The sequence below is a fragment of the Azonexus sp. R2A61 genome (genome assembly GCF_021401135.1).
Taxonomy (GTDB): domain Bacteria; phylum Pseudomonadota; class Gammaproteobacteria; order Burkholderiales; family Rhodocyclaceae; genus Azonexus.
On record NZ_JACBFO010000002.1, the window covers coordinates 301,633 to 318,461 of the forward strand.

The 16,829-nt window shown below is 64.3% G+C and carries 14 protein-coding genes; 7 read left to right on the top strand and 7 right to left on the bottom strand.

Annotated features, from left to right (window positions below; genetic code table 11):
• Window positions 1–183: 183 nt before the first annotated feature.
• Window positions 184–1,443 carry an ATP-binding protein gene (locus tag L0962_RS06570; protein WP_234085557.1) on the top strand — a complete coding sequence of 420 codons (1,260 nt, stop codon included), beginning with the start codon at window positions 184–186 and terminating at the stop codon, window positions 1,441–1,443.
• Window positions 1,440–1,979, top strand: coding sequence for a response regulator transcription factor (locus tag L0962_RS06575; RefSeq protein ID WP_234085558.1), 540 nt, complete (start codon window positions 1,440–1,442; stop codon window positions 1,977–1,979). Before L0962_RS06570 ends, L0962_RS06575 begins: the two co-directional genes overlap by 4 nt.
• 27 nt (window positions 1,980–2,006) lie before the next feature.
• On the opposite strand, the gene L0962_RS06580 is transcribed toward L0962_RS06575, so the two are convergent.
• The 5 genes from L0962_RS06580 to L0962_RS06600 form a co-directional block, all read right to left on the bottom strand.
• The gene (locus L0962_RS06580; protein WP_234085559.1) at window positions 2,007–3,275 is read right to left on the bottom strand and encodes a putative Na+/H+ antiporter; all 1,269 of its coding nucleotides are present in this window, start codon (window positions 3,273–3,275) and stop codon (window positions 2,007–2,009) included.
• A gap of 47 nt (window positions 3,276–3,322) precedes the next feature.
• A complete protein-coding gene (locus L0962_RS06585; RefSeq protein ID WP_234085560.1) occupies window positions 3,323–5,905 on the bottom strand; it encodes a response regulator in 2,583 nt (860 codons plus the stop codon).
• A 107-nt stretch (window positions 5,906–6,012) separates the two neighbouring features.
• On the bottom strand, window positions 6,013–6,468 hold the full coding sequence (locus L0962_RS06590; protein ID WP_234085561.1) for a copper chaperone PCu(A)C: 456 nt from the start codon (window positions 6,466–6,468) through the stop codon (window positions 6,013–6,015).
• A gap of 10 nt (window positions 6,469–6,478) precedes the next feature.
• Window positions 6,479–7,081, bottom strand: a complete 603-nt coding sequence (locus tag L0962_RS06595; RefSeq protein WP_234085562.1) for an SCO family protein — start codon at window positions 7,079–7,081, stop codon at window positions 6,479–6,481.
• A 2-nt stretch (window positions 7,082–7,083) separates the two neighbouring features.
• Window positions 7,084–7,554 carry a hypothetical protein gene (locus L0962_RS06600; protein ID WP_234085563.1) on the bottom strand — a complete coding sequence of 157 codons (471 nt, stop codon included), beginning with the start codon at window positions 7,552–7,554 and terminating at the stop codon, window positions 7,084–7,086.
• Window positions 7,555–7,721: 167 nt separating this feature from the next.
• On the opposite strand from L0962_RS06600, the gene L0962_RS06605 reads away from it, so the two are divergent.
• Window positions 7,722–8,219 (top strand): TlpA disulfide reductase family protein, encoded by a 498-nt coding sequence (locus tag L0962_RS06605; RefSeq protein WP_234085564.1) that lies wholly within the window; start codon window positions 7,722–7,724, stop codon window positions 8,217–8,219.
• A 31-nt stretch (window positions 8,220–8,250) separates the two neighbouring features.
• Here the strand turns inward: L0962_RS06605 and L0962_RS06610 are convergent, their stop codons facing one another.
• A complete protein-coding gene (locus L0962_RS06610) occupies window positions 8,251–8,583 on the bottom strand; it encodes a hypothetical protein (protein ID WP_234085565.1) in 333 nt (110 codons plus the stop codon).
• 388 nt (window positions 8,584–8,971) lie between these two features.
• Here L0962_RS06610 and L0962_RS06615 point away from each other — a divergent pair, with 388 nt between their 5' ends.
• Window positions 8,972–9,520 carry a hypothetical protein gene (locus L0962_RS06615; RefSeq protein ID WP_234085566.1) on the top strand — a complete coding sequence of 183 codons (549 nt, stop codon included), beginning with the start codon at window positions 8,972–8,974 and terminating at the stop codon, window positions 9,518–9,520.
• A gap of 39 nt (window positions 9,521–9,559) precedes the next feature.
• On the opposite strand, the gene L0962_RS06620 is transcribed toward L0962_RS06615, so the two are convergent.
• The gene (locus tag L0962_RS06620) at window positions 9,560–11,782 is read right to left on the bottom strand and encodes a bifunctional (p)ppGpp synthetase/guanosine-3',5'-bis(diphosphate) 3'-pyrophosphohydrolase (protein WP_234085567.1); all 2,223 of its coding nucleotides are present in this window, start codon (window positions 11,780–11,782) and stop codon (window positions 9,560–9,562) included.
• Between the two features lie 101 nt (window positions 11,783–11,883).
• Here L0962_RS06620 and L0962_RS06625 point away from each other — a divergent pair, with 101 nt between their 5' ends.
• Genes L0962_RS06625 through L0962_RS06635 form a run of 3 tightly spaced genes read left to right on the top strand, consistent with a single transcriptional unit; the run spans window position 11,884 to window position 16,683 of the window.
• Window positions 11,884–14,976: an EAL domain-containing protein gene (locus L0962_RS06625; protein ID WP_234085568.1), complete on the top strand. Its 3,093-nt coding sequence runs from the start codon at window positions 11,884–11,886 to the stop codon at window positions 14,974–14,976.
• 55 nt (window positions 14,977–15,031) lie between these two features.
• A complete protein-coding gene (locus L0962_RS06630; protein WP_234085569.1) occupies window positions 15,032–15,919 on the top strand; it encodes a DMT family transporter in 888 nt (295 codons plus the stop codon).
• Complete coding sequence (locus L0962_RS06635; RefSeq protein WP_234085570.1) at window positions 15,919–16,683, top strand: zinc-dependent peptidase; 765 nt, start codon at window positions 15,919–15,921, stop codon at window positions 16,681–16,683. The genes L0962_RS06630 and L0962_RS06635 overlap by 1 nt, the downstream gene beginning before the upstream one ends.
• Window positions 16,684–16,829 lie beyond the last annotated feature (146 nt).

A 16,829-nucleotide genomic window follows, 5' to 3' on the forward strand; every position in this document is an offset into this window, starting at 1 on the left:
GAAACGAGGGGTTGAAATCTGACGGTGGAATTATAGGGGCGGGATGACGCTTTGCTCCGCCCTGCGGAAGAAAATCGGCATTTTGTGATTTTCCGTTTTTTGTCGCGAAACAGGGTCGACCGCGACAAATTGCCGCGCCGGACGCCCTGCCCGGCACCGGCCAAATGTCGGATAATGCCGCCCATGCCGTTCTCCTACCACCCCGCCGGCGCAACCGATCACTGGCTCAACCTGCGTCGCCTGGTTGCCAGCCGCTGGCTGGTGCTGGCGACGACCGCCCTGTTCGTGATGATCGTTCCCGGCGTGCTCGACGTGCCGCTGCCGCAATGGCCGCTGCTCGGCATCATCGCTGCGGGTGCGCTGTTCAATCTTGTCGTCGGCTGGCGCCTGCCTCAATCCTTGACCGCGGACGACGCCGAATTCGCGCGCCAGTTGCTGTTCGACATCGCCCTGCTGTCGGCCTTGCTGTTCTTCAGCGGCGGTGCCACCAATCCGCTGGTCTCCTTGCTGCTGCCGCCGGTCGCCATCGCCGCGCTGGCCCTGCCCGGTCGCTTCGTCGTTCTGGTCGGCTGCGTCGCCATCCTTGCCTATTCGCTGCTGATGGTCGAATACCTGCCGCTGGCCATCGCCGACGCGACACGGGCGACCCGGCTGCACCTGATCGGCATGTGGCTGACCTTTACCGTATCGGCCGCCATGATCGGCTGGCTGATCCTGCGCATGACGCGGTTGATCCGCGAGCGCGATGCCGCCCTCGCCGCGGCGCGCGAACAGGCCCTGCGCGACGAGCGGATCACTGCGATGGGCACGCTCGCCGCCGGTGCCGCGCACGAACTGGGCACGCCGCTGGCGACAATGGCGCTGGTCGCCGGCGAAATGGCGCACGACGCCACGCTGTCGCCGGAAAGCCGGGCCGACGTTGCACTGCTGCGGCAACAGATCGGCATCTGCAAGGACATCGTCGGCAGCCTGGCCCGACGAGCCGATGCCGAACGCCTCGAAAATCCGCCGCAACAGCCCGTCGACCGCTGGCTCGACAGCCTTCGCCAACGCTGGCACGCCGTCCGGCCGCAGGCGGCGAGCCGGCTGGTGCTCGGCAGCGACAGGCCGGCACCGGAAATCGCCGCCGATCCCAGACTCGAACAGGCCCTGCTCAACCTGCTCAACAATGCCGCGAATGCCAGCGCCCAGCCGCTGGAAATCCGTCTCGCCTGGTCGTCGACCGGGATCGACATCGAAATTCGCGACCAGGGCCCGGGTTTTCCGGAACCCGTACTCGCCCTTTCCGGACGCAGCGAACTGCCGCCGCACGAAGCCGGCAGCGGTGTCGGCCTGATGCTGACCCGCTCGGCCATCGAGCAACTGGGCGGCCGGCTGATCCTGCTCAACCCCGACGACGGCGGTGCACTGGCCCGCATCGAACTGCCACGTACGCCACGATGAGGAACGACGACCTGATCCTGGTCATCGACGACGACCCGGTTTTCAACGCCGTACTGGTCCGCACGCTCACCCGCCGCGGCATGACCGCCTGCGGCGCGACCAGCGCCGACGAAGGGCTGGCGGCGATGCGGGCGCGGCGTCCCGGACGCATCGTGCTCGACCTCAATCTCGATGGAGCCTCGGGCCTGGCACTGATCCCCGAGCTGCTGGCCGTCGATGGCGCAGCCCGCATCGTGGTCCTCACCGGTTACGCCAGCATCGCCACCGCCGTCGAGGCGGTCAAGCGAGGAGCCGTCCAATACCTCGCCAAGCCGGTGGAAATCGAGGCCATCCTGGCCGCGTTCGACGATCAGACCGGCGACGAAAACGTGCTGAACGCGCCGGACGAACCGCTGTCGGTCGACCGCCTGGAATGGGAACACATCCAGCGGGTGCTGGCCGAAAACGACGGCAACATTTCGGCGACGGCGCGGGCGCTGAAGATGCACCGTCGGACGCTGCAACGAAAACTGGGCAAACGGCCGGTCGCGCGCTGACCTTTACCGGCGAAAACCTGCTTCAGGTCACCCCAGCGCCCTGAACGCAAAAATCGCCACCATGGTCGGTGGCAATGCGGCAAACAGCAATCCGAGCGGGCTGACCGCGCCGTCGTCGAAACTGGCTTTGAGAATCGATGCACCCGCCGGGTTCGGGGCGTTGGCAATCAGGGTCAGGCCACCACCGGTCACCGCACCGGCCACCACCGCATACTGGAACTCCGGCGACACGCCATCGACCAGCGAGGCGAGATAGGTCAGCGCGGCATTGTCGGTGATCGCCGTCAGCGCGGTGGCCAGGAAGTACAGCACGTCGGGCTCGACGCCGAGCAGCGTTTCCTGCAGCCACCAGCGCTGCAGGCCGCCGAGGACGACCAGGCCGGCCAGGAAGAAGGCAACCAGCAGACCTTCGCGAAGGATCAGCCGATCCTGATGCTGCTTGTAGGCTTCGGTGTAGCCGAGAAAGAACAGGAACAGCCCCATGAAAATGATCGGATGATGGGCGAACAGCACGACCCCAACCAGGAAAGCCAGGTGGATCGAAGCCACCGAAAGCGGCATCCTCGCACTGCCGGCAGCGGCTTCCACCCGTCCCTTGTCGACGATCTCGTGACGGAAGAACCAGCTCACGGCCACGGCATTGGCGACGACGGCAATCGCCGCCTTCCAGCCGAAATGCGAGAACATGAACAAGCTGTCCCATTGCCATTTGGCGGCCACCATCAGCACCGGCGGCGCAGCGAAATGGGTCAGCGTGCCGCCGATCGAAATATTGACGAACAGCACGCCCAGCGTCGCATATTTGAGGCGGTTGGAAATCTCGTACTGGTAATAGCGGTCGCGCAGCATCAGCGCGGCCAGCGTCATCGCCGCCGGTTCGGTGATGAACGAGCCGAGCAGCGGCACCAACGACAGGCAGAGGAAATAGACGGCCAGCGCACGTGGAATCGGAATCGCCATGGCGACCAGCCGGACCAGGTTGATCACCGTAAACAGGATGGGCCGGCTGGCGGCGATGACCATGATCACGAAAACGAAAGCCGGCTCCGTGAAATTGCGCGCTTCCATGTAGTCGACCGCAGCTTCCTTGCCGGTCAGGAAGAACAGCGCGGCGATCAGCACGAAGGCCCAGAAACCGAAGACCACCTCGACTTCGGCCAGCAGATGCCACAGCCCGGCGTGACGCGATTCGCGGTGGGCCAGTTCGGCGAAGAACTTGGTCGAGAAGGTATGGATCAACGCGATCGCGAAGATCACGGTGGCGACGATTTCCGGCGTACTGGCGTTGGCAATCATTGTTCCATCGGGTGATGCGCGTTAAGGATTGCGTAAGTATGCACTATTTACGCGCTGCCGCGCCCCAACCAGTAAAGCACGACGCGGAACAGGTATTCCGGATCGACCGGTTTGCCGATGAAATCGTCCATGCCGGCATCCATGCAGCGCTGCCGGTCCTCGGCGAAGGCGTTGGCGGTCATGGCGACGACCGGCAGGGTTTCGCAGCCGGGCAGGCGGCGCAGGCGGCGGGTGGCCTCGAGGCCGTCGAGCACCGGCATCTGCATGTCCATCAGCACCAGATCGAATTTCCCGTTTTTCAGGCGGTCGACCGCAAGTTCGCCGTTGTCGGCCACCGTGACATCGAGCCCCGCCCCTTCGAGCAACATCACGCCGATTTCCTGATTGACCGGTTCATCCTCGACCAGCAGCACCCGGCGGCCGGCAAAATGCGCCTGTAGCTGCGCCTCCGACTCGCCGTTGTGCAGACGTTCGCCCGACAGCCCTTCTCCACCGCCCTTGGTGAGACGCGCGGAGAACCAGAACGTGCTGCCTTCGCCCGGTCGGCTGTCGGCACCGACCTCGCCGCCCATCAGGCTGGCCAGTTGGCGGGTGATCGCCAGGCCCAGCCCGGTACCGCCATACATCCGCGTCAACGAACGCTCACCCTGCTCGAACGGACGGAACAGGCCGGCCAGGCGCTCGGCTGCGATACCGATGCCGGTATCGACCACTTCGAAGCGCAGCAACACGTCTTTCGGCGTCTCCTCGATCAGCTTCGTACGCAGGGTCACCACACCGTGCTCGGTGAACTTGATGGCGTTCGAGACGTAATTCAGCAGCGCCTGAGTCAGGCGCGTCGGATCGCCCAGCAGGTGCGGCGGCAGCACATCGGTATCGACCTGCAGTCGCAGTTTCTTGGCATTGGCCGTCGCCTTGACCATCGACACGACGTTGCCGGCGAGTTGATCGACGGCAACCGGAATCGCCTCCAGCACCAGCTTGCCGGCCTCGATCTTGGACAGGTCGAGGATGTCGTTGATCACCGTCAGCAGATGCTGGGCAGACAAGGCGATCTTGTCCACATGATCGCTCTGCACCGCAGTCAGCCCGGTGCGCCGGAGGATATGCAGCAGACCGATGACGCCGTTCATCGGCGTCCGGATTTCGTGACTCATGCTGGCCAGGAAGGCCGCCTTGGACTGTGTCGCGGCCTCAGCCTCGCGGCGGGCCAGGTCGAGATGCCGGTTGGCCTCGGTAAGCTCGGCCGTCCGCGCCGCCACCTTCTCTTCCAGGCGGTCCCGGTAGGCCGCCAGCTCCGCTTCGACCTGCTTGCGCTGCGTGATGTCGCGCGCCGAGGCAATCATCATCGACTCGCCCTCGCACTCGAAGGCCCGGATGCTGAGCTCGACGTCGAGCACCGTTCCATCGCTGCGCCGGTGACGGGTCTCGATGATCATCGAGCCCTGCTCGGCCTGCAGCCGGGCCATGCCTTCGAGAATTTCGGTCGCCGACTTGGCCACATCGAAATCGGTGACATGCAGCCGGCCGATCGCCGACTTGTCCAGCCCGAGCATGTCGAGAAAGGCGCGATTGGCATCGACCAGCAGACCGTTGCGGTCGATGACGTGAATGCCGTCGGTCGCCGTATGCACCAGGGCCTGCTGGCGGGCGATGGTCTTCCAGGCATCGCTGGCACGCCGCTGATAGACCCGCAGGCCGGCCAGCGTGATGGCCGCGCCGACCAGGTACAAGCCCGACAACAGGTAGAGCTGCATCCGCCAGTCGGCGAACACCGCATTCAGATCGCGCCCCACCGCCACCACCAGCGGCTGATCGAAATGCGCCTCTCGCGGCTCGACGGTACGTACCGAAACCAGTTGCGGCACGCCCGGCTTGATCACATCGTCGATGACGCTGTCGGCGATGCCACGTTCGCGATGTTGCTGGAAATAGCTGCCGGCACGATTCAGCTCTCGGCCGCCTGCGGCGCTTTCCGCCGGCACCGACAGGATCTGCACCCCGTTGCCATGCGCCAGCGCCGCCCACATGTCGGGCACATAAAGCGTGGATCCGAGCAGACTGCCGATGAAGGGCGTATCCATCGTTGCCATCACGACACCGACGAAGCGGCCGTCACGATCCAGCACCTTGCGCGACAGGGTGAAGGTGTATTCGCCGAACACCGTCTGAAAAGGCGGCGAAAGAATGCACAACGACGCGTCCATGGTGTCGCGGGCGGCCTGGAAATAATGCCGGTGCGAAAAGTTTTGGCCCAGCAGATCCTTGCGATTGGCCGCCTGCACCCGACCTTCGGCATCGAGCAGCATCAGGATCGAGGTACCGTGGCCAACGATGACCAGGCGGTCGATCTGTCGCGACAAGTCGCGCAGTTCATCGCCGGCAGGCAGCCCCTCGGCCAGTTCGCCCTCGACCTGCAGGATCATCGACCGGGTCCCCACCAAGCGACGGCCGATGATATCGGCGGCAACCTGGCTGAGATTGCCCAGGTGGGTTCTTTCGATCCGCTCTACCGCCCGATGCGTGACGACCAGGTGATAAACGATGCCGGATGCAACGATCGCCAGACAGGCAATCGCCATGATCCACTGGGCCCGGAAAGCCAGACGCATCGAAAACGCGGAATTCATTCACCCATATGCAATCAGTTATCGATACACGCATTCTGCATCAAAGAAAAACCCCGGACTTGACTCAAGTCAAGTCCGGGGCCGGAATCCCGCAGCTTTCGGGCGAATCAGTGGTGGTGATGCTCCATCGCCGGCATGCCCTTGAGCACCTTGGCATCGACCTGCTTGCTGCTGCCGTCGTCGAAACCGAGCGTCAGCGGCACGACGTCGCCTTCCTTCAGCGGCGCCTTCAGATCGATCATCATCACGTGCAGGCCGCCCGGCTTGAGCACGGCTTCGCCCTTGGCCGGCACGTCGATGGCCGCTACCGGGCGCATCTTCATCACGCCATTCTCATTCAGGTGGGTATGCAGTTCGGTCACTTTCGATGCCGGGTTGTCGGCCTTGACCAGTTTGACCGGCGTCGTGCCGCTGTTGCGCAACACCATGAAAGCGGCCGTCGCCGGCGCATTGGGAGGGGCCAGGCGGACGTAAGGCTGGTCGACGCTGACCTGGTCGGCGGCACCGGCAAAGGCTGCGGTCGACAGACAGAAACCGGAAATAATCAGGGCAAGACGTTTCATGCTTTCTCCTTCAGGGTTGATGTAGATACTGGCGAATCAGCGCCGCCACCTGGGCGGGCGGCGTGCCATGCGCCATGCGTGCCACCAGACGGCCATCGCGGCCGACAATGAACGTTTCCGCCGAATGGTCGACGACATAACCGCCGCCGGCGGTATCGACCTTCTGCTCGGCATAGAACACGCCGTAACGCCGGGCCACATCGGCCACTTCGTCGGCGCTGCCGGTCACCCCGACGATGGCCGGGTCGAAAAAGGCGACATATTCCTTCAGGCGTTCGACCGTATCGCGCCGGGGATCCACCGACACGAAGATCATCGCCACATCCTTGCGCTCGTCCGGCGTCAGCTGCTTCAGCCCTTCGCCAGTAGCGGCGAGCGAGGTCGGGCAGATGTCAGGGCAATAGGTATAGCCGAAATAGACCAGCACCAGCTTGCCATGCAGATCGCCCAAGCGGACCGGACCGTCGGCCGAGCGCAGCGCAAAATCTCCCCCCGGCGGCAAGGTTTGCACCAGCGACGGGGTTTTCTGCACATCGGGCTGCCAGAAGATGGCCAGCCCGAGCACCAGTGCGGCCAACACACCGGCAAGCAAACCCAGCATCCGTTCGTTCATCGTCACGCTCCCGTGGTAAACCGCAAGGGTACGCCCATCCGCCCCCGGGCCGTATCGAGCAGGACGGTGGCCTGCCACAGCATGCGGCCGGTCACGCAGACCGGCAATGTGACATCGGCCGAAAAACGCCCGTTGCCGAGGGCTTTCAGGAGCGGCCGGTTGAAGCCCATGCTCATGTCCATGCCGGAAAAATCCACTTCAACGGCGTCGACCGCAAGCCCCTCGACCTGCAGTTCGAACGAAAACGGATGAACCAGCGGGATCGGGCGCGACGAGACATCCGCAACGATCGCGCCGCCGCCCGGCAAGGCCACGCGACACGGTGCCTGCTGCAGATCGCAGGCAGCATCCGGCGCTACGCTCAGGTCGGTATGCGGCAACAACATCGGTGAAAGCTTGTAGCCGACGACGACAACCAGTGCGATGAGCAGCAGCCCGATCAGGTCGATGAGGGTTTTCTTGTTCAGTGTCACGAATACATTCCCGGCAAGGAAAGGCCGCATTGTCCTGCACCCGCCCGTTCCCGCCAATTGCCGGATTCTTTCACACACCGAAGGCAGCGGCCTGCGACAAATTGCCGCAGCACCGGACAAACTTCGCCGGATGCTAATATTCGGGCTCCCCCCTTCCGGAGTTCGCCGTGTTCCGCTATCTCAGCCTGCTGGTTTTCTGTGCTTTCCTCGGGGCGACCGCCAACGCGGCAGCGGACAGCAAAGCACTCTTCGCCGTCACGTTGAGCGACGCCAACGACAAGCCGGTAGCGCTGTCCCGCTACCGCGGCAAACCGCTGGTGATCAACTTCTGGGCACGCTGGTGTCCGCCTTGCCGGGCAGAAATCCCCGAACTCGCCGCGTTCCAGAAAAAACACCGCGGCCAGATCGAGGTGCTGGGCATCGGCCTCGAAGACGAAGCCGCGCCCGTTCGCGAATTCATGCGCAAGTACGCCATGGACTACGCCGTCTTTCTTGGCCGCGAACAGGCCATCCCGATGATGCAGCAACTCGGCAACAGCCGCGGCGGCCTGCCTTTCACCGTCTATGTGGACCGCGAGGGGCGCATCGTCGGCCAGAAGCTCGGCATGCTCAAGCCCGCCGATCTCGAAGCCGCAGCCGAACTGTTGCTTGCCCCAGGACGCTGAACGTCGTATCGGCCGTGGCCGGAATCAGGAATCAGTCTTCCAGACCAGCGAGTTCCTTGACCAGCAAACGCACGATGCGTTGCCGCGCTTCGGGCAATGCAGCGATGTCCCGCATCAACTGATAGTCGAACGACGGCTGCGGCTCGCGAGCGACCAGCCCGTGTTCGCCCGCCTGTCCGAAGCGCAACCACTCGGGCGCGACCTGCAGCCAGTTGGCCAGCGTCAGCAATTTGTCCTGTGCCGGGATGGCCTCGCCGAGCAACCACTTGCGGGCCGCATGCATGGAAATCGGCCCCCCTGCATAACGCCGATTGAATTCGCGCGCCAGATCGGTCGGCCGATAGCCGCTTTTGCCCGCGCGCACCAGACACTCCTGCAAGCGCTGGCTGAAAGCGTATTTTTCGTGATCCGAACTCATGCGGGCAAAGTTAGCAATCGCCAGGTTTCCAAACGGTCAATAAAACAACTTGACTAGCAGTTAACATCAAACTAAAGTCAGCACTCCGCCATGCAAAACGAATGGGCAGCAAACACTGCCCGGACCTCGCCGGATGGCCATGCCGACATCGTTTCCAAGGAACCCACGTTTCCTCGCCCCGCATTCGGGCTGGCGCCATGCGCTTGCCTCCTGCGGCAGAAAGATCGGGGCAAACTGCGCCAGCATCGTGCTTTTTGCCTGTTCCGGCCTGTATACCGCAGCATCCTCCGCACAACAGACAGCGGCGCCACTGCCCCATGTCCGACTGTCGGCCGTGCAAATCCGGCAGTTGATCGAAACGCGCCCGGTGTGGTGCCTGAAACGCCGGCCACAAAGTCAGGTTTGCGACAAGGTGGCGCGCCTGAACGTGGCTGCGGACGGTCGCGGTCAGATGCATCTGACCGCACTGGAAAACCTTCCGAGGCAAGACGGAAATACCTGGGCCATGCTCAAGAAACGGGTCGGTTTCACCATCTGGCTCGACGGCGATACCTTGTGCATGCCGCCCGTCGAAAAGCGATCGACCGCGCCCGAATGGTATGAAGCCAGCGACGACGCGGCACGCATCGGTCCCGGCGATCGCCGGCTCACGCCGGCATTGCGAGCGGAAATATTCCGCCAGGCAGGACAGATGAGATATCGACAAGCCGCACAAGACCTGCAAGCAACCTGCGTCGCCATCCTGAAAGTTGGCGGCGCCCTGCCGCATTATGTTGCCGAACGGATCACCGACGAAATACGAGGTACGGCAAAGTACGGGGAAAAATGGGCACGGTTTGTCGCCGTCGATCAGGAAGACGGACTACGCCTGCCCGGGAGTTAACACCGCCACTTCGTCCGAGCGAGAACGGCCCGAACGATCTCAGGCACGCCGTACGCCGACCACGCCCTCCACTTCATGGATCAGCGTCAGCGTGCGCTGCAACTGCTGCAGGTTGGCGATCTCGACAGTAAAGCTCATGTGCGCCTTACCCTGTTTCGACTGGGTGTTGACCCCGGTGACGTTGATTTTCTCGCGGGCATAGATTTCCGAGATGTCGCGCAGCAGGCCTTGACGGTCGTGCGCGTCGACAATGATGTCGGCGGCGAACACGCCGGTGGTCTGGCCGCCCCATTCGGTCTCGATCACGCGCTCGGGATGCAGGGCGGCGAGATTGGCGAAATTCGGGCAGTCGCCGCGATGGATCGAGATGCCCTTGCCGCGCGTGACGAAGCCCTGGATTTCATCGGGCGGCGCCGGCTTGCAGCAACGCGCCAGTTGCGTCAGCAGCTTGTCGACACCGACGATCAGGATGCCCTGGTTGCCATCCACCGGCTTGCTCGGCCGCGTCGCCACGGCGTCCGGCGGTGTCGTCTCGGCCAGCAGATCGCCGCCGCGGGCCACCGCCTGGAACTGGCGCTGGTTCATGTCGCCGCGTGCCGCCGCGATGTACATGTCGTCGGCCTTGGCAAAGCCCATCTTGCGCGCCAGTTCCTCGACGTTGGCGCCGGTCTGGCCGGCGCGCTGCAGTTCCTTGACGATCAGCGAGCGGCCTTCGGCCAGGGTTTCCTCCAGCGCCAGATTGGCGAACCAGGCGCGCACCTTGGTCCGGGCGCTCTTGGTCTGGATATAGCCGAGCGACGGATTCAGCCAGTCGCGCGACGGCCCACCGAGCTTGGCGGTGACGATCTCGACCTGCTGCCCGGTCTGCAACGAGGTGTTAAGCGGCACCAGCTGGCCGCCGACCTTGGCGCCGCGGCAGCGGTGGCCGAGATCGGTATGCACGCGGTAGGCGAAATCGACCGGGGTCGAGCCGGCCGGCAGGTCGACCACCCGGCCTTGCGGCGTCAGCACGTAGATCGTCTCGTCGAGCGCCGCCTGCTTGTAGTGACGAACCCAGTCGGAACTGTCGGCGACTTCGTCTTTCCAGGTCAGCAGCTGGCGCAGCCAGGCGATCTTCTCGTCGTAGTCGTCGGCACCCGGCGCCTTGGCGCCTTCCTTGTAGCGCCAGTGCGCGGCAACACCGAGCTCGGCGTGCTTGTGCATCTCCCAGGTACGGATCTGGATTTCCAGGCTGCGCCCGTCCGGGCAGCTGACCGCGGTGTGCAGCGAGCGGTAGTGGTTGCCCTTGGGCTTCGAGATGTAATCGTCGAACTCCTTGGAAATCGGCACCCACAGGTTGTGCACGATGCCCAGCGCGGTGTAGCAGTCCTTGATGTCGTCGACAATGATGCGCAACGCCCGCACGTCATAGACTTCCGAGAACTCGACGCCCTTCTTGCGCATCTTGTTCCAGATACTGTAGATGTGCTTCGGTCGACCGTAGATTTCGGCATTATCGATGCCCGAGGCCTCCAGTTCCTCGCGCACGCGGCGCACCGCGTCGGCGATGAAGGCCTCGCGCTCGCTGCGCTTCTCGTCCAGTTGCCTGGCGATCGACTTGTAGGTTTCCGGATGCATGAAGCGGAAGGACAGATCCTCCAGCTCCCATTTCAATTCCCAGACCCCCAGGCGATTGGCCAGCGGCGAGTAGAGTTCGAGCGTCTCGCGCGCCACCTGGACGCGCAGATCGTCGGGGCTGGCAGCATAGAAGCGCAAGGTCTGCGTGCGACTGGCCAGCCGCAACAGCACGACCCGGATGTCTTCGACCATGGCCAGCAGCATCTTGCGCAACACCTCGACCTGGGCGCGCATTTCTGCCGGATTGGCCTCGCCGCCTTCCAGATCGGCGGCAACGAAGCCCTTGGCAATCGGCCGCAGCCGGTTCAGGCGCGAGATGCCCTGCACCAGATGCGCGGCCGGCCGACCGAACTTTTCCTCGATCCGGGTAATGCCGTGCTCGTCCTGCGCGGGTATGGCGAACAGCACGGCGGCAATCCGGGATTCGACGTCGAGCTTGAGCCCGGCAATGATCACTGCCATCCCCAGCGCATGGGCCCAGATACGCTCGCCGCTGCCCAGCGTCTGATCGGCATAGACCTGCCAGGCGTATTCGACGGCGGCCCGCAGACGGGACACGTCATCGGCCGCCAAACCATCCGAAAGTTTGGAGAAGTACTGCTCGAAGTCGCTCTGCGCGGCGACGGAATGCACGACGGAGACCATGGGGCCGGATTATAGATCGGTCCGCGCAATGCCGAATGTTTTCCGGGCGCATCGCACAGTGTTATAAGATGGTTTCATACCTCGCCCCTTGGTGTGAACGCATGCGCCTCCGCCTGCTCGTCCTGCTCGGCACCGCACTGCTGACGGCTACATCCGTCATGGCCGGGAGCGATATCGCCGAGCGGCCGGGCATCCGCCTGGGCGTGCTCGCCTACCGGGGCGAAGCGCAGGCCCGCCAGGACTGGCAGGGGCATGCCGACTATCTGACGCAACGCCTGCAGCGACCGGTCGAACTGCGGCCACTCGGCTATCAGGCGATCGACGAGGCGGTCGCCCGCCACGAGATCGATCTGCTGATCACCAATACCGGCCACTACACCGAACTGGAAAGCACCGGAGAGGTAGCGCGTATCGCCACCCGGCTGATCGCCGGACCGAACGGTCCGCTAAGCCAGTTCGGCGGCACGGCGATCGCCCGGGTCGAGCGCAGCGACATCGCCCATTACCGCGACCTTAAGGGGAAGCGCGTGATGATCCCGGACACCTCCAGCCTCGGCGGCTGGCAGGTGCACCTGCGCGAAGCCCTGGCTCAGGGCGTCGATCTCGAACACGATTGCGGCGAACTGCTCAGCACCGAAAACCACGAGAAGGTCGTTGCCGGCGTACTGGAGGGTCGAGCCGACGTCGGCCTGGTCCGCTCCGACCTGATCGAGTCGATGATCGCCCGGGGGCAATTGACGGCCGGCCAGCTGAAGATCGTCGATGAGCGCAAGGATGCCGGCTACCCGTTCCAGCACAGTACCCGCCTCTACCCTGAATGGCCCTTCGCCAGCATCGCCGGTTTTCCCGAAGGCTTGCGCAAGGAAGTGTTGATCGCCCTGCTCGAACTGCGTCCCGACGATCCGGCGGCCCGTAGTGCCGGCATCTACGGCTGGACCTTGTCGCAGAACTACCAGAGCGTGCTCGACCTGTTCCGCGAAGCCCGGCTCGGCCCCTACGCCCGCCAGGCGATCACCTGGGCCGATATCGTTGCCCGTTACGGTCACTGGATCACGGCGTTGTGGGTCGGCGCACTGCTCGTCCTGCTGACGATCATCCACTGGATTGCCAGGACCAACCGCCGCCTGCGCCAGAACGAAGCCTCGTTGCGACTGGCTGCGGGCGTCTTCGAGAATGCCGGGGAAGCCATCCTGATCACCGATGCCAGCGGACGCATCGTAGACGTCAACAACAGCGCCTGCCGGCTGACCGGCTATCCGCACGACGAACTGATCGGCCAGACGCCACGCCTGTTGCGCTCCGGGCACCACGACGCCACCTTTTACCAGTTGCTCTGGCAAGCCTTGCAACGCGACGGCATCTGGCGCGGCGAAATCTGGAATCGGCGCAAGGATGGCACGGTCTACGCGCAACAGACGAGCATTTCCTCGATCCGCGACCAGAACGCCAGGATCAGCCATTTCATCAGCATTTCCTCCGACATCACCGGCATCAAGCAAAGTCACGAAGCACTCGAACGGATGGCCTACTACGATGCCCTGACCGGCCTGCCCAATCGCCTGCTGCTGGCCGACCGCCTCGCTCAGGCAATCGGCCAGGCACGGCGGCGCGGCGATCTGCTCGCCGTCTGCTACCTCGATCTCGATAACTTCAAACCGGTTAACGACCGTTGGGGACACAAGGCCGGCGACCGGCTGCTGGTGGAAATCGCCGGCCGGCTGACCGCCAGCGTCCGGCAGAGCGATACGGTCAGCCGCCTCGGCGGAGACGAATTCGTCATCCTGCTGGGGGAACTCGGCGGCTACAGCGAATGCGAACAGGCGCTGATGCGGATCAGCGAAGCGGTCTCGCTGCCGGTCAAGCTCAGCGAGGGCGAGGCCGTCGTCTCGGCGAGCATCGGCGTGACGGTCTACCCGACCGACGGCAGCGATCCGGACACCCTGCTGCGCCAGGCCGACCAGGCGATGTACGCGGCCAAACAGGCCGGCCGCCACCGCTACCTGCTGTTCGGCCAGCAAACGGACGGCGTGCATCACGAGCAACTGAGCGAACTGCAGGGCGCGCTGGCCCGCCAGGAATTCCTGCTGTACTACCAGCCGCGCGTCGACCTGCGCACCGGGCGCATCCTCGGCATGGAAGCCCTGGTCCGCTGGCAGCATCCGCTCCACGGCCTGCTGCTGCCCGAGCGCTTCCTGTTCCGCATCGAACAGGCCGGGTTGCATGTCGAACTCGGCGAATACGTCATCGATCGTGCGGTGAGCGACCTCGCCGCCTGGGTTGCCGAAGGGCGCACCTGGAATGTCGCCATCAACATCGATGCGCTGCACCTGCAGTGCACCGGTTTCGCCAGCCGTTTCGCCGACCGCCTGAAGCGCCATCCGGCGCTGACTGCCAGCATGTTCGAGCTGGAGATTCCGGAGAGCGCGGCACTGCGCGACCTGCCGCACGTTGCCGAACGCATCGGCGAATGCCGGCGACTCGGGCTGCAGATCGCGATCGATCATTTCGGCACCGGCTACTCCTCGCTGGCCAGCCTGAAGCAACTCCCGGTGCAGGCCCTGAAGATCGATCGCAGTTTCATCGGCCGCATCCTCGAAGACCCGGACGATCTGGCCATCGTCGACGGCGCCATCGGCCTGGCCGCAGCCTTCCGGCAGCGCACCGTCGCCGTCGGCATCGAAACCGAGGCGCACGGCGTGATGCTGCTGCGCCTGGGTTGCGATTGGGGCCAGGGCCAGGCCATCGCGCCGCCGATGCCGGCGAGCGAAGCCGGCGCCTGGAGCAACCGCTGGCAGTTGCCGGACAGTTGGCGGCAAACCGAGCGCTGGCCGATCGAGGATCTCGGCCTGCTGATGATCGAAATCGACCATCTGCGCTGGATCGAACAACTCGAACGCCGACTGCTCGGCGAACCGGGCGACAGCCTGCCGCTGCCGCCGCTCGACCCGACCGAATGCCGTTTCGGACACTGGCTGCAATCGGAAGGCATCGAGCGCTACCGGCAACTGCCGGCCTTCCCCGACCTGTTGCTGCAACACGAACGCATCCACGCGCTCGGTAACGAACTCGCCCACCGCCATGCCGTGGTCCCGGACGAGGCCCGGCGGCGCCTGAACGAGCTGCATGCCGAACGCGACCGCCTGCTCGAGCGGCTGGCCGGCGTTCGCCGGCAGGCGCTGGCCCCCCGCCCCTGACAGGGTTTTCCCGGAGCAGCGCGGGCCTGCCGGCTTGGGGCATAATCCGCCGACCATGCCCAGCCTGCTCCGCAACCCCTATCTCCTGCTGACGCTGACCGCCCTGTTCTGGTCCGGCAACATGGTGCTCGGCCGCGGCATCCGCGCCGACGTACCGCCACTGGCCCTGGCCTTCTGGCGCTGGGCGATTGCCTTCCTGCTGGTGCTGCCGCTGGCGCTGCCGCATCTGAAAAGCCAGTGGCCGCTGCTGTGCCGCGGCTGGAAGCCGGTGCTGCTGCTCGGCCTGCTCGGCGTCGGCTGTTACAACACCTTTGCCTATCTCGGCCTGCAGACGACAACCGCGACCAACGCCGTACTGCTCAATTCCTTCATTCCAATCGCCACCATCGCCATTTCCTGGGCTTTCCTCGGCAAGCGCCTGAAACCGCTGGCCGCCTTTGGCGTATTCATCTCGCTGGCCGGCGCGCTGACCATCGTCGCGCACGGCGATCCGCACATCCTGCTGCACCTCAAGCTCAACGCCGGCGACCTGTGGATGCTCGCCGCCGTCGCCGCCTGGGCCGTGTATACCGTCGGCCTGGCCTGGCGGCCGGCCGGCGTCCACCCGATGTTGCTGCTGGCGGCATTCACCGCCGTCGGATTGCTGGCGCTGACCCCCGCTTATCTTTGGGAAATCGCGCAGGGCCGGCAGATCATGCTGCATGCCGGTTCGCTGGCGTCGATCGCCTACGTCGGCGTCTTTCCCAGTTTCGTCGGCTACATCTTCTACAACCGCGGCGTCGCCGACGTCGGGGCCAGCCGGGCCAGCCTGTTCATCCACTTGATGCCGGTATTCGGCACGCTGCTGTCGGTCATCTTTCTCGGCGAAATTCCGCTCTGGTACCACTATGCCGGCATCGCGCTGATCTTCGCCGGCATCTGGCTGACCATGAAGAAAGCCTGATGGGACTGCTCGACTGGCTGCGCCGCCCCCGTCCGCGGCCGATTTCCGACGATTTGTGGCGGTCGACCGTGGCCGGTCTGCCCTTTCTCGCCGCGCTTGCGGTCGACGAGCAAAAAAAGCTGAAAACCCTGGCCGAGGGCTTTCTCGCCGAAAAGGAATTTTCCGCCGCCGGCGGGCTTGAACTGAGCGACGCCATCTGCGTCTCGATCGCCGCCCAGGGCTGCCTGCCGATCCTTGAACTCGGCCTCTCCGCCTACCGCGACTGGGTCGGCATCGTCGTCTACCCCGACGAATTCGTGGTCAGCCGCCGGATCGAGGACGAAGACGGCATCGTGCACGAATTCGACGACGTGCTTTCCGGCGAGGCCTGGGAAGGCGGCCCGTTGCTCGTCTCGTGGCGCGACGTGCAGATGGCCGGCGACGGCTACAACGTGGTCATCCACGAATTCGCGCACAAGCTGGACATGCTCAACGGCGCGGTCGACGGCGTTCCCGCGCTGCATTCCGGTCTTGCGGTCGACACCTGGGAAAGCACCCTTTTCGCGGCCTGGGAAGATTTCTGCGCCCGCGTCGAGCGTGGCGAAGACACCCGTATCGACCCTTACGCCGCCGAAGCGCCGGAGGAATTCTTTGCCGTCGTCAGCGAAGCCTTCTTCGAAATGCCGGCCGTCGTGGCCAAGGAATACCCGAAACTTTACCGACTGTTCCGCGATTACTACCGGCAGGATCCGTTGCAACGCCTGGGCTCGGCACCCTGGGGATAACCCTGGATACCCCAGAAAAAAATTCCACCATTCGACAAATAAAATAAAATCGGCAAATACTCCCTGTCGTCACATCGGCAGGTCCAGGCACTCGAATGATCCACCGGCCCGGCGGTAAAACCGACGGACCAAACGGACGAGGAGGA

Bases quoted from the DNA above. Each gene is read 5' to 3' on its own strand.
- L0962_RS06570 (WP_234085557.1), top strand. From the start codon at position 184: ATGCCGTTCTCCTACCACCCCGCCGGCGCAACCGATCACTGGCTCAAC.
- L0962_RS06575 (WP_234085558.1), top strand. From the start codon at position 1,440: ATGAGGAACGACGACCTGATCCTGGTCATCGACGACGACCCGGTTTTC.
- L0962_RS06580 (WP_234085559.1), bottom strand. From the start codon at position 3,275: ATGATTGCCAACGCCAGTACGCCGGAAATCGTCGCCACCGTGATCTTC.
- L0962_RS06585 (WP_234085560.1), bottom strand. From the start codon at position 5,905: ATGAATTCCGCGTTTTCGATGCGTCTGGCTTTCCGGGCCCAGTGGATC.
- L0962_RS06590 (WP_234085561.1), bottom strand. From the start codon at position 6,468: ATGAAACGTCTTGCCCTGATTATTTCCGGTTTCTGTCTGTCGACCGCA.
- L0962_RS06595 (WP_234085562.1), bottom strand. From the start codon at position 7,081: ATGAACGAACGGATGCTGGGTTTGCTTGCCGGTGTGTTGGCCGCACTG.
- L0962_RS06620 (WP_234085567.1), bottom strand. From the start codon at position 11,782: ATGGTCTCCGTCGTGCATTCCGTCGCCGCGCAGAGCGACTTCGAGCAG.
- L0962_RS06625 (WP_234085568.1), top strand. From the start codon at position 11,884: ATGCGCCTCCGCCTGCTCGTCCTGCTCGGCACCGCACTGCTGACGGCT.
- L0962_RS06630 (WP_234085569.1), top strand. From the start codon at position 15,032: ATGCCCAGCCTGCTCCGCAACCCCTATCTCCTGCTGACGCTGACCGCC.
- L0962_RS06635 (WP_234085570.1), top strand. From the start codon at position 15,919: ATGGGACTGCTCGACTGGCTGCGCCGCCCCCGTCCGCGGCCGATTTCC.